11 protein-coding genes and 1 pseudogene are annotated in these 12,620 nt (G+C 40.3%); 2 read left to right on the top strand and 10 right to left on the bottom strand.

Features of this window, described 5'->3' with window-relative positions:
- The first annotated feature begins 456 nt into the window (after positions 1–456).
- Positions 457–1,392 (top strand): ABC transporter permease, encoded by a 936-nt coding sequence (locus U2718_RS21930; protein WP_341997232.1) that lies wholly within the window; start codon positions 457–459, stop codon positions 1,390–1,392.
- Between the two features lie 282 nt (positions 1,393–1,674).
- On the opposite strand, the gene U2718_RS21925 is transcribed toward U2718_RS21930, so the two are convergent.
- From U2718_RS21925 to U2718_RS21880, 10 genes and pseudogenes are all read right to left on the bottom strand, one after another.
- Entirely contained in the window at positions 1,675–1,896 is a 222-nt protein-coding gene (locus tag U2718_RS21925; protein WP_341996930.1) for a hypothetical protein, read from the bottom strand.
- 546 nt (positions 1,897–2,442) lie between these two features.
- A complete protein-coding gene (locus U2718_RS21920) occupies positions 2,443–3,297 on the bottom strand; it encodes a universal stress protein (protein WP_341997234.1) in 855 nt (284 codons plus the stop codon).
- Between the two features lie 410 nt (positions 3,298–3,707).
- On the bottom strand, positions 3,708–4,442 hold the full coding sequence (locus U2718_RS21915) for a DUF928 domain-containing protein (protein ID WP_411813348.1): 735 nt from the start codon (positions 4,440–4,442) through the stop codon (positions 3,708–3,710).
- Between the two features lie 629 nt (positions 4,443–5,071).
- Positions 5,072–7,174: a M3 family metallopeptidase gene (locus U2718_RS21910; protein ID WP_341996935.1), complete on the bottom strand. Its 2,103-nt coding sequence runs from the start codon at positions 7,172–7,174 to the stop codon at positions 5,072–5,074.
- Positions 7,175–7,388: 214 nt separating this feature from the next.
- Entirely contained in the window at positions 7,389–7,766 is a 378-nt protein-coding gene (locus U2718_RS21905) for a hypothetical protein (protein WP_341996937.1), read from the bottom strand.
- A gap of 228 nt (positions 7,767–7,994) precedes the next feature.
- Positions 7,995–8,198 carry a hypothetical protein gene (locus tag U2718_RS21900; protein WP_341996939.1) on the bottom strand — a complete coding sequence of 68 codons (204 nt, stop codon included), beginning with the start codon at positions 8,196–8,198 and terminating at the stop codon, positions 7,995–7,997.
- 36 nt (positions 8,199–8,234) lie between these two features.
- Entirely contained in the window at positions 8,235–8,450 is a 216-nt protein-coding gene (locus tag U2718_RS21895; protein ID WP_341996941.1) for a hypothetical protein, read from the bottom strand.
- Between the two features lie 136 nt (positions 8,451–8,586).
- The gene (locus tag U2718_RS21890) at positions 8,587–8,892 is read right to left on the bottom strand and encodes a metalloregulator ArsR/SmtB family transcription factor (RefSeq protein WP_341996943.1); all 306 of its coding nucleotides are present in this window, start codon (positions 8,890–8,892) and stop codon (positions 8,587–8,589) included.
- A 376-nt stretch (positions 8,893–9,268) separates the two neighbouring features.
- Positions 9,269–9,859 carry a thioredoxin family protein gene (locus U2718_RS21885; protein ID WP_341996945.1) on the bottom strand — a complete coding sequence of 197 codons (591 nt, stop codon included), beginning with the start codon at positions 9,857–9,859 and terminating at the stop codon, positions 9,269–9,271.
- Positions 9,860–10,039: 180 nt separating this feature from the next.
- Positions 10,040–11,553 (bottom strand): annotated as a pseudogene (locus tag U2718_RS21880) (catalase).
- A 528-nt stretch (positions 11,554–12,081) separates the two neighbouring features.
- Between U2718_RS21880 and U2718_RS21875 the strand changes: the two are divergent.
- A complete protein-coding gene (locus tag U2718_RS21875; RefSeq protein ID WP_341996947.1) occupies positions 12,082–12,486 on the top strand; it encodes an NIL domain-containing protein in 405 nt (134 codons plus the stop codon).
- Positions 12,487–12,620: the final 134 nt, after the last annotated feature.

Raw genomic sequence — 12,620 nt, 5'->3', positions numbered from 1 at the left:
AACTATCACATTATTATGTAAAATTGATTTATTTCTTTGGATAGAAGAGTATTGTCTCTAGAATAGAGTTTACTTTTTAATAAGCTTTAGATTTGATTCAGACAAGTATTTCTGGGGCCAGAAGATTACAAGGCATTTCAATTTAGCTTTGTAATCTTCTTATCTTTATTTATGTTGGCGAAAACTGATTTTTGCACTTTTGACTCTCAAGCTTTTTGAACTTTAGCTAAGAAAAAATTTATTTCAAAAAATTTTGTCACCTCAGAATTTAATCTGTGGATAAATATAGTCATCTACAATAAAATTCAATCCAGTCAAAGAAGTTGCTTATATTATTTGATTGGTTAAAAATCTTTACCTTAAAAAAGATAACCAGCAAATACTATACGGATGGGTTTTGTCAATGATATCTCTATTGGAGGCGATCGCTTATTTGCTCAACCCGCCTTAAACAAAATGACAAATGACTTTTTCTTAGATTACCTCGTTGCCAGTTTGCGCCTTGCTGTACCCTTGGCATATGCTACGTTAGGTGGACTATACTCGGAACGTTCGGGAGTGCTAAATATTGCTTTGGAAGGTATGTTGCTAACTGGTGCTTTTAGTAGTTCAGTTGCAACTTTTTCCACTGGAAATGTTTGGATTGGGGTATTCGCAGCATTAATAGCTGGTGGATTTGTCGGACTAATTCATGCTTTTCTATGTGTTAGTTTATACGTTAATCAATTAGTGTCCGGTTTGGCGATTAATTTGGTAGCAGCTGGGTTAACATCTTTTTTGGCACGGCTAGTGTTTCACGGTGGTAGTACGCAGCGTTTGCCAGGAATTGAGCCGCTCATTATTCCTAGTCTTGCCAATCTTCCGCTTATTGGTTCTTTATTATTCCAGCAGGATATTCTTGTATATTTACTTTTAATTTTGATTATTTTTACTACTTATCTTTTATTTAAAACTAGCTTTGGTTTAACCTTAAGAGCGGTAGGAGAATATCCAAAGGCTGCTGACACTGCGGGAGTATCTGTACAGCGCGTGCGTTATTTAGCTGTAGTGATCAGTGGATGTCTTGCCAGTTTGGGGGGTGCTTATTTAAGCTTAGTTCAAGTCAGATATTTTGCTGAGGGCATGAGTGCCGGTAAAGGATTTATTGCTATAGCAGCTTTAATTTTTGGCAAGTGGCATCCCCTTGGCAGTGCTTTAGCTTGCTTGCTGTTTGGTGCCACCGAAGCTTTACAATTGCGGATTCAAGCCTTGGGCGCGAATATACCTTATCAGTTTTTGGTGATGTTACCCTATGCGATCGCCTTACTCGCGCTTCTGGGATTAGCTGGTAAATCTACATCTCCATCAGCTTTAGGGCTACCGTATTTTCGAGAAAATCGAGCAAGTAAATAAAATCATTATTTGCCGTAGCTCATATCAGGTTCAATCGCTTGCGGGCAGCAAATCGAAACAGCTAATCAGGTAGTATCGCTTTCAAACGAGGCAACCATTGTGCCTCATTGCCAACACGGTAACGTCATCATGGAGACTGGCTCACAGAAATAGTAAGCTCGCTCTTAAGCTAGGAACGTAGCCCATCGTAGCTATAGTATTGAAAGCTCGGCTGCTCTGGGCTGCTGGAGGCACAGACGCATACTGCAACTGAGATGAGGAAGCTTTTAAGACTATGGCTTACTAGTCTTCATCGTCCTCATCATCATCTTCCTCATCATAGCGGTCTTTACGAGAACGGCGATCGCTGCCAGAATACTCCTCATCGTCTTCCTCATCGTAACGATCTTCACTAGCTGGATATACCCGCCGTCCTCTGTGAGTATCATATTCTCTTTTACGTTCTTCGTCTTTTGACCCGCCGATAAAGTCGTTCGCTTTTCGCAAAAAATCATCTACCATCATCTATCTCCTATTCAAAATCCTGAAAAATCTGTTATTTGCCTGTTTTTGCTTATGATTAGTACCTAACAAGGCAATGCTTGCTCCAGTAAAATCAAATATCTGGAAAACTACGCTATATCTAATACTGGTTTCCTTGTTACAAACATCCATCTCTCTTGAGGTATGTTTATAATTTCTATGAAAAGGAAGAGCTTTAATAGTAGGGTGAGCACTATCCACAATGTAAAAATAAGGTTTTGAGGAAAGATAGGCAGTGTCCACTCTACAAAAATTGCTTACTTGGGTTTGATATGAATTAGAGGTTGAAACCATGAAAAATTGACTCAAAATTGGGCGTAATCATCCCATAATTCAGCAACACCAACGTAGAAAGGGATCGCCGATTGCAGATATCTCAAAGGGGCGAAAATAGGGCGTTTTATACAATTTCACTAAGACTCTAATACAAATACAAACGTTGTAGAGACGCTTATACCGCAGGCATTCCTGGAGGGTAATTTCGCGTCTCTACTTCTGCTACGACTTGATGAACTGCAAAATCTTATCTTAAGCGGCAGTAGTTCGTGCTAATAAGACTGGGCAAGTAGCATTGATTCTGACGTAGTCAGACAAAGAAGAACCTAAAAGTCGATCTAGATCGACAAAACTCTTAGCAATTGAAGGACGACGATCTGGAGAGCCAATTAATAATAGATCTACGTTTAACTCTTCTGCCAAGCGACAAATTTTTTCACCTGGCTTACCCATACTCAGTACGCAACGAGGTTGTACACCTTGTTTTTTAGCTTCTGCGACAGCGCCTGCTAAAACAGGATGTTGTTCAGGATTAATCTGAGTTGATGTAGCAGATTCACCTCCTAAATCTGTGATTACATGGGACAGAATTAATTCTCCTCCCTTAATGTCTCGAATTAAAAATAATGCCAAATTCAAGCACTGTTTTGAAGCTTCAGAATTATCTATTGCTACCATAATGCGGTTTATTTTTTTGACATAAATGTCATCTTTTACCAGCAACATGGGGCGAGAAGATAATTGAAAAACGTACTGACTGACAGAGTTTGCTAAAATCGATTGCAGTCGTTTTAGTCCGCGAGAACCCATAATAATTAAGTCTGCATCGATTTCTTCTGCTACTTGACAAACTACATCTTTGGGTTCGCCTTGCCGCAATATTGAAGAGACTTGACTGGGATCTAAATTCAAAGTTTGAATAGCATTAGCTAAAATTTTGCCACCTTCTTCCCACTTAGCTGTCATGGCTCCGGCGGTGCTTTGTGGCGGAACAACGTGCAAAACTGTGACTTTTGCACGTTGAATTGATGGTATTTCCTTTAAAGTTTTCAGCATCTCTTCTGCATGTCCCAGCCCAGAGACAGCTAGCAAAATGTTGTTGATCATCGTTACGCCTTGTTGCTCACGTAGCTTTGGTTTGCAATCTCTTGTAATTGGCTTAACTTTCACCGCCTTGCTTAATAACATCATCGATACTCAACAGTAAATAGTCAATAGAATGCGAATTTAATGCTTTTGACTATACACCGCTAAATATTGACAAATGTTATTTTTGTTTGCACCTAGTGACGAATAATTTTCAACTAGGCTTTACTTATTTAGCTTACTCTTAATATTGCACGATTAACTTAATGAATGATGATGAATTTTATTAGTTTTAATCTATGTTTACTATTTTTAATTAAAACTAAGTTAAGTATTGCAAAGAAAGACAGAAAAGTAGATAAAATCTATTGTTGTTTATTGACAAATTTTCAATATGCTATTAAGAGTTTACATATTTAAGTAGTAACCTCTCACCTACGAGAACATTCTTGCTGTAAAGGTTGTTGGGCAAATTCTGCTAACTCAACTTGTTGTAGCAGATTGATCCAGAGGTTCGATAAATTCTTGTCAGAGGGGTTGCAGGCGCGTAGTTCTGCTACAGTTGATAGTGTATCAAACCAAAGACCTTGCTCGGCATAGATAGGAATACGCTCTTTAGAGTTCAATTGCTGCAGTTGATTAGTTACATTCTGACTGAGAGCGACTCTTTGTATCCAACCATCTACGGTAATCACAGAGCTAGGTGAAGGATCTGTGAGATCGCAAATAATTGATACAGTCCAATAATAAGTTTGATTAATTTCCAAAGGCGAAGTCTTGTCTTGATTAGGTAGGGCTAAACTAGTCACGCCTGCTTCAGTGCTGGGTTTGAAGGTTGTATTGTAAAGAAGGGTTCGTGCTTGCTCGTCTATCTTATACAAGGAAAACTTTGTCTGTTGGGCTGTATTTTTAGGTGAGTACCAAAAAAACTGAGGATAAGCAGCACTTGTCAATCCCAAATTAGTTGTAGGCAACAATAAAGCCAAAAGTGCTGGATCGCCAGAAATACAGCTACCTCTACGTGTACTCCCAGCTTCCCGGCGTGCTGGTAGTTTCTTAACAGGTATCTTAACTTGGAGGTTGCCACTTTTGTTGCTACGATTATTTGTTTGTTTGGGTTTGCTTAGTAATTGGCGATGAGAAGTTGTCTGTGCAATAGCTTCCAAGGGTAAGCCCCAAGGGAATATATGTAGAAGCAAAGATAGACACACTTTCAGAAAATTTGGGCGATCCACGTCAAAAAATATTATTTTGCTTGGTGTTATTTACAATCCAGACACCTAGTTATGAAAAAATAGTTCCCTAGCTTCACCATCGGCTTCCGCTCACTTGCTCATACCAGTTTTAAAAATTAAGCAGAAGTCAGCCGATACGAACTTCGTACACCTTACCCTTCTAGAACCCCCTCCGGGGGAACGGGTACTCTACCTTGAAGCCGTACCTTACCCTACCTAGCCCTTCCCGTAGGGTAGGATGTGGCGTCGGAAACCCTCCCAAGAGCGCTGCTTCACCAGTAAAGAATGAAAAAACTTTTTCCTTCTGCCTTTTACTTAATGAAACACTCAAACCTTAAGAGACTATTTAATGTACTTTTTTATTATTCTTATCCATGTTATTGTTCACGCAGAAACTATCCCTGAATAAATAAGGTAAGTATCTAAGTTTATTCCTTACCTTGTGAATTCATCTAATCACGGTAATAAGGCGCTAATCATAGCGCCTTCTTTGTTGTATTTATCATTTGTAGGATGGGTAGAGCGCAAGTATTACCCATCTATGCTGATAAATGTTGTCGTTAAGCAGCAGCTAAACCGTTGTGCCTGAGTAATGGTTCTGTACTTGGTTCACGCCCACGGAAAGACTTAAATATTTCCATTGGGTGCCGGCTACCACCAAGAGCCAAAACTGTATCACGATAACGTTTACCTGTAACTTTTACAGCTTTTTCATTTTCTAAACCTGCCTCTTCAAAAGCTGCAAAAGCATCTGCACTTAGGACTTCTGCCCATTTATAACTATAGTAACCTGCTGCGTAACCTCCTGCAAAAATATGTCCAAAAGCGCACAGGAAAGAATCTTCTGGTAAGGGTGGGATGACGGTTGTTGTCTTGGCAATGCGATCGCGCACATCCTTGGGTGTTTCATTGCCACCAGGGCGATAGCGGTGGTGTAGTTCAATATCAAGGAAGCTAAAGTGGAGTTGCCTGAGAATACCACTACCACTCATATAGTTTTTTGCCGCTAGCAGTTTTTGGTAATAGTGTTCTGGTAAAGTTTCGCCAGTTTCGTAATGTTTCGCCATGCCAAACAAAGTCGGGCGATCATAACACCAATTCTCCATGAACTGACTGGGTAATTCTACAGCATCCCATTCGACATTATTAATACCTGCGGCTCCGGCATAATCTACCTTAGTTAGCATATGATGCAAACCGTGGCCGAATTCATGGAATAAAGTTTCTACTTCTGTAAAAGTCATTAAGCTCGGTTTGCCATCAACTGGGGGTGTTTGATTACATACCAAATACGCTACGGGTAAGCGAGTCTTCACCGAGCCATTCTCCGTAAATTTACCCCGATTAATACAGGTATCCATCCACGCACCGCCACGCTTTTCGGCGGGGCGACTGTAAGGATCTAGGTAAAAGTAGGCAATGGGATTACCTGCCTCATCAGCTATTTGGAAATAACGGACATCCTCATGCCACACGGGTGCTTTGCCATCAGCAGGAGTGACTGTCACACCAAATATGCGCTTTACCAATCCAAATAAACCATCTAGCACTTGGGGTAGAGGGAAGTAAGGGCGTAATTCCTCTTGAGTGAAGGCAAATTTTTCTTCTCGTTGGCGTTCTGCCCAAAAGCTAAAATCCCAATGCTTTAAATCATTAGCTTCTGCTGCTCCCTTAGAAGCTGCAAAGGCTTTCAAATCTTCTAATTCCTGCATTGCTGCATCGTAACTGGCTTGGCGCAATTCTTCCAGTAGTTTTTCTACAGCTTCCACATTGGGAGCCATTTTACTTGCTAAACTAACTTCTGCATAAGTCTTATAGCCAAGTAGTTCTGCTAGTTCTTGACGCAACTCCAAAACGCGCTCAATGATTGGGTTATTATCTAACTCTCCAGACGAAGCACGAGTCATGTAAGCTTTGTAAAGCACTTGGCGCAAGTCACGGCGAGTGCTGTACTGCATAAAAGGAACATAACTAGGGAAGTCTAAAGTAATGCGCCAAGGGCCATTTTCTATGGTGGCGTTTTCTGCTCCCCCATCTCGTGCTGCTTGTGCTGCTAAACTAAGTAAACTGGGGGGCAGTCCGTCAACTTCTTCTTTTGTTGTTAAAGTCAAGCCAAAAGCTTTTGTCGCATCTAGAACGTGGTTAGAAAACTTAGTGGAGAGTTCAGCCAACTCCATTTGGATGGCATTGAAACGCTCTTTTGCCTCTCCTTGCAAACCAACTCCAGAAAGTTCTGCATCTCGAATTGCAGCTTCCACGATCCGCTTTTGGGCAGAATCTAAGTTATTCCAATTATTACTGTTGCCCAGTGCTTTAAAAGCATCATAAATAGGTTGACTTTGACTCAACTTGTTAGAAAACTGTACCACCTGCGGTTGTACGGTTTCATAAGCTTCTCTTAGTTCTGGGCTATTTTTTACCCCCATTAAATGGCTAACTACACCCCAACTCCAACTGAGACGTTCAGTAATTTTTTCTAGAGATTCTACTAAACCGCTCCAAGTCGGTTGTACGTCAGACTCTAATTTAGTAAGTTCTTGATCTAATTCTGTTAGCAGCTGGTTAAACGCTGGCACTACTTGTTCTGGTTTAATGTCTGCAAAAGCAGGTAAGCCAGAGCCTTGAAGCAAGGGATTATCTAAAATAGTAGCTTTTTCACTCATGATTTATTCTGAAATACCCTAAAATTAAATGCGATCGCTGATTTATCTTTCTCTATTCTCTAATGTAGCGATCGCATCTACTATTGGGGGTTTCTCTGTAGGCAATGTCAAAATACCCGTACTCACAAAATCATTTACAAAACCCACAACCTTGCTAAGGTGTGGGTTATCAAAGAATTTTGGACTTAAATTTTGCTTCTACAAGCTACTTTTTTTATTTTTGATTTTGAGAGTCTTGGATAACTACTTGTGGATTCTTAACTGCTTGTTGGGTATTTTCTTTGACATCCTGGAAAAACTCTTTAGTCGCTGGAGGAATCGGTTCATTTAGATTAAGTTTTTCTACGATATTATCTTTAGCGCTTTCTAAGATATTTTTACCAGATTCTTGAGTATCTTTTACTGCCTTTTGAAATTCTTTGCCACCTTCAGAATGATATTGTTGTGCTTCTGGTGTTAGCGCTTTTGCCTGGGCAGATTGCTGATAAGAATTGCCAAATGCTGTACTAAATAAAAATGCAATAGTTACTAGTAAAACAGCGATTATCTGGCACAGCCGCATACTTTCTATCCAAGATATTACTCGATTCATCGAGATGAAACCTTTTGTTTTAGTAAATGTGTGTAAATATTTTTCAAGGCTAATTAGGCCGAGAATGTAACGCGCAGAAAAATTTTTTGCAAGTTACGATATCAGTATTCAGCTTTTATTGAAAGCGTACATCAGCCTGGCGATATATATAGCAATCCAACACAGTTTCCCGACTTCTTTAAGAAGTTGGGGAGCTAATTTGGTGTGAATTATAGTATCGGCTTTTCCTTAGCTTGTCTCAATTTCATCGCTCTTTGGACATAGTTGCGCAATGAAATTCCGCAACAGTTGATGAGCAGGAGCGCGATCGCTTTTTGTATGCCACAATAAATCCACTGAGAATCCAAGCATTTCAAAGCTTAGAGGTAAGGCATAAACCGCTATTTTAACTAGAGCGATCGCGATCCTGCCGAGCTGATAATCTATCCTCATTAAAGCTCAAAAATTTGACAGTTCAGTTCCAAACATCTAAAATTTCGGCTGCGGAATATATAGTTTATGCAGCCCCAGCAAAACTAGCACAACACCAAATTGCACCACAGATGGAGACAACACAAATCCCATTACCAAAAGCATTACTCCACTGAATACAATTGCAATGCGATAGACTTCCTCACGTACTTTGAGTCCTAGCCAGATAGCACCCAAGCCGATAAATAATAAAATTAAATAACTTGCTAGCATCCTGGTCTCCCTCATCTATACCGTCACTTGTCTGTCGCACCTACACCATAACAGTATTCTGATTATTAGAAATATCGAATAATTTCGATATTAAATAATAAGAATCGATAAAGAGGAGGATTCATTTTTATTTATACTATAACTCTGTAGCCACGTGAGTAACAAACTCAGAGAAAGCTTCTTCATTACGACGGTAATAAGTGCACTGCCCTTGGCGTGTAGATATAATCAGCCCTGTAGCCTCCAACATAGATAAATAATGAGACACAGTAGATTGAGCCAAGCCAGTTTTCTTTTGAATACTACTAACGCAAACCCCAACTGTACTAGGATCTACATCTTGAGGAGGAAAGTTTGCTTCAGGTTCTTTCAACCACTGCAAGATTTGTAACCTAGTTTCGTTAGCAAGAACTTTAAATATGTCAGTGTCTTTCGTATCCATAAGGCTAATTATATCGAAGAAATTCGATGTTTCAAGACTACCATTGGTAGATTAATTAGCCGAAATCCGAATAAATGTAAGGAATTAACGTACTGTTTCTCGTAAACTTCCTCAAAAAAAGAGATTTTTTGTAATTATGATGAAGTTACTCTTCTTATGAGCGTTATACTGTCAGTATTTTAGTCAACTATAATACATTCACGTGCAGCTATCAATTTTACCAGGCTAGCAAGTAGAGGAGGCAACCTACAAACCTTCGTTACCAGGTTCAACCTGGTAACGAGAACTAAAGTCACAGGCTTTATCATGTGTTTTGGCTAAATTTTCTAGTCGGGACACATCATTACAATGCCCCCACTGTACCCTCACTATAAATTTATTTTGCTACTTGACTACCATGACTGCGGGGATCGTCTTTGCTACTTGCTGGTGCTACTGATCCTGAAACTTTAGAAACTTCCCCACTAGTTTGAGCATAAGGTAAGGGTGAATTGGCAACTAAAGCTTCTAAATTACTTGCCATAACTGTGCGGGGTTGATCGCCGATCGCCTGTGCAACAGATTCTCCCTTTTGGCTCAAAAATACAAAATGGGGAATACCATCTACCCGATATTTCAGCATTTCTGGCAGCCATTTGGTGTTATCTACATTTAGCATGACAAAATTAACTTTGTCTGCATACTGCTGTTCTAGTTGAGCTATGTCCGGTGCCATTTTCTGGCAAACAGTACACCAGTTAGCATAAAATTCCACTAACGATGGTTTGCCATTGGTTAAAGCTACTTCTAATGGTGTAGATTGTTCATCTAAACTAGTTAGAGAAACAGAGCTAGTTTCGCTTTTCAATCCCAAAACAAGGGCAACACTGAGGGCGATCGCCACAATTGCAATTAAGAAATTTCTCAGGCGCACTCCAAAAGAAGATTCCGGCTTGATTGGAGAATTCACAGGTGAATCCGTACTCATAACAGATTTATTAAAACTTATTAAGTACTGTTATCTTTAACTCTAGTACTTTTGTTGAGTAATGGCCTTCTGTTTCTGAGACTACTGCATAAGCGCGATCACAGATGAGGAGAGGGGAGAATGGAGAATGAAGTAGAATTGTTCTCTGTGTCTCCCCTTCCCTGTGTCCCCTTGTCCCTACTAGCTTCTACCTCCGACGGCTTCGGCAGACTTGGGAAGCATAGATGGATCGATTACTATTCCCAATCCTTCTGCCACACGACGACCATAATTTACATCTGCTCGGAAGAAATGGCAAAGTTGACGCATTTGCAGATCGTGTCGCGCTTGACTCAAACTGCCTACAATGTTCTGGATCAGACGCTCTTGTTGATCGGGTGTCATCAGCCGATAGAGATCTCCTGCTTGGGTGTAATCGTCATTTCCGGCACGGTGATCGTAGCGATCAACTTTGACATTGCCTAAGTCTAAAGCTGGCTCTGCATACGCACAATTTTGCTTTGGTGCGTCTTCATAGCTGTTAGGTTCGTAATTAGGTGTATTGCCGCCATTGTTGCCCAATGCCATAGCACCATCACGTTGGTAGTGCATCACTGGACATTTGGGCTGATTGACAGGTAATTGCTGATAGTTGGCACCAATCCGATAGCGGTGAGCATCGGGATAGGACATGATCCGAGCTTGCAATACCTTATCGGGAGAAAAGCTGATCCCAGGAACGACGTTAGAAGGAGAAAACGCCGCCTGCTCAACTTCAGCAAAGTAGTTTTGAGGATTGCGATTGAGTTCAAGAATTCCCACATCAATCAAGGGATATTCTGAATGTTTCCAAACTTTTGTTAAGTCAAAAGGATTATCTTGATAACGTGCCGCCTGTTCTTGTGTCATTACCTGAATGCAAACTCGCCAACGGGGATAGTTTCCCTGCTCGATCGCTTCAAATAAATCACGGGTGGCATGATCGGGATCTTCACCCTTAACTCGAATTGCTTCTTCTGCTGTAAAGTTTTCAATGCCTTGGATGGTTTTGCAATGAAATTTGCACCAGACTCGTTCTCCTTGGGCATTAATCAGGCTAAATGTATGGCTGCCATAACCGTTCATGTGCCGATGGGTTTTGGGAGTGCCGCGATCAGAAAATAGAATTGTAACCTGATGTAGAGACTCTGGGCTAAGTGACCAAAAATCCCACATGGCGTTGGCATCTTTACAATTCGTCTGCGGATTGCGCTTTTGCGTATGGATGAAATCAGGAAATTTGAGCGGATCGCGGATAAAGAAGACTGGTGTATTATTACCTGTCAAATCCCAGTTACCTTCTTCTGTATAGAATTTGACTGCAAAGCCTCTGGGATCGCGTTCAGCATCGGCTGAACCTTTTTCGCCTCCTACCGTAGAGAACCTGAGAAGAACTGGGGTTTGCTTGCCAATTTCTGAAAAAACTTTGGCTTTACTGTAGCGAGTAATGTCGTGAGTAACGGTAAATGTGCCAAATGCAGCGGCTCCTTTCGCATGCACAACACCTCAGGAATTCGTTCTCTGTTGAAGTGAGCTAACTTCTCCATTAAATGAAAATCCTGCATTAACACAGGGCCACGATCGCCTGCTGTTAACGAGTTCTGATTATCTGCAACTGGAATGCCATCAGCGGTTGTCAATGTTTTAGGATCAGCCATAGTGGGCAATTTCTCCATAAATTTAATAAAACGTTGCAATATCTCAATACAGTTCGGTTAATTATCTTGAGTTCTCAGAGATCTTCTTTAACCCCCAGCAATAAAGCGGGAAGAAAATCTACACCCGGACACTTGCTACAACAGCAAATTTATTCATAATCGTTATGACTTTACTTTTAATAACGTAGTCGAAATGACTTTGACTTGATCTACTTTTAGCAGAGATTGTAATAAAATTTAATATTTTAATGCTTGCTCAATTCTTGAATAATCAGCCAGCGCAATTAGTATGTACCTGTTTAAAGGATTTAGTAGAAAACAACATCAAAGGTTTAAGAAGATTTAAGAAAATGTAGCGATCGCACGTACGGGCGCTGTTTGCATGATCGACAAGTTAAAAGTTATGCCTAATGTAGATGGCGTAAGGAAAAATGCTTATCCTGTCAAGTTTTTGTGAATAAGCATTTTATGTTTAATTATTTCTACCTAGTTAGCTAAGTACGCTAGAACTAAAGATGAGGTGGATGCAGAAGAATTTCAACAATTGTGAAAAAACGAGTTACTCTCACCTTTCCTAAACGTGCTATTCAAATGCCAGTTACTTATCGACTGGCAAAAGATTTTAACGTTGCAGCTAATATCATCCGCGCCCAAGTGGCACCGAACCAAATTGGCAAGCTAGTTGTAGAACTTTCAGGAGATATAGATCAGCTAGATGCTGCGATTGAGTGGATGCGATCGCAAAATATCAGTGTTTCCCACACATTAGGTGAAATTGTCATCGACGAAAATTTGTGTGTGCATTGTGGGTTATGTACAGGAGTCTGTCCTACTGAAGCGTTAACCCTCAACCCAGAAAGCTATAAATTGACATTTACGCGATCGCGCTGCATAGTCTGCGAACAATGTATTCCTACCTGTCCTGTGCAAGCAATTTCCACTAATATTTGAAAAATCTCCAAATAAAAAGCTGGGGTTCATCGCCCCAACTTTGCAATCACCTGGTAGTTACATGGATAAATTCTTACAAAAACTAGGTTAAATTACTCAAAAGTAGTTGTGAATTTATTTTAAATTAATCCTAG

This window comes from Chlorogloeopsis sp. ULAP02 (assembly GCF_038404745.2).
Taxonomy (GTDB): Bacteria; Cyanobacteriota; Cyanobacteriia; order Cyanobacteriales; family Nostocaceae; genus Chlorogloeopsis.
The sequence above is the reverse complement of the archived record's forward strand: the minus strand, read 5'-3'. Positions and strand labels throughout refer to the sequence as shown.

What these genes read in the sequence shown, in the direction of transcription:
- U2718_RS21930 (WP_341997232.1), top strand. Translation starts at nt 457, where the DNA reads ATGACAAATGACTTTTTCTTAGATTACCTCGTTGCCAGTTTGCGCCTT.
- U2718_RS21910 (WP_341996935.1), bottom strand. Translation starts at nt 7,174, where the DNA reads ATGAGTGAAAAAGCTACTATTTTAGATAATCCCTTGCTTCAAGGCTCT.
- U2718_RS21890 (WP_341996943.1), bottom strand. Translation starts at nt 8,892, where the DNA reads ATGGATACGAAAGACACTGACATATTTAAAGTTCTTGCTAACGAAACT.
- U2718_RS21900 (WP_341996939.1), bottom strand. Translation starts at nt 8,198, where the DNA reads ATGAGGATAGATTATCAGCTCGGCAGGATCGCGATCGCTCTAGTTAAA.
- U2718_RS21905 (WP_341996937.1), bottom strand. Translation starts at nt 7,766, where the DNA reads ATGAATCGAGTAATATCTTGGATAGAAAGTATGCGGCTGTGCCAGATA.
- U2718_RS21925 (WP_341996930.1), bottom strand. Translation starts at nt 1,896, where the DNA reads ATGATGGTAGATGATTTTTTGCGAAAAGCGAACGACTTTATCGGCGGG.
- U2718_RS21920 (WP_341997234.1), bottom strand. Translation starts at nt 3,297, where the DNA reads ATGATCAACAACATTTTGCTAGCTGTCTCTGGGCTGGGACATGCAGAA.
- U2718_RS21885 (WP_341996945.1), bottom strand. Translation starts at nt 9,859, where the DNA reads ATGAGTACGGATTCACCTGTGAATTCTCCAATCAAGCCGGAATCTTCT.
- U2718_RS21895 (WP_341996941.1), bottom strand. Translation starts at nt 8,450, where the DNA reads ATGCTAGCAAGTTATTTAATTTTATTATTTATCGGCTTGGGTGCTATC.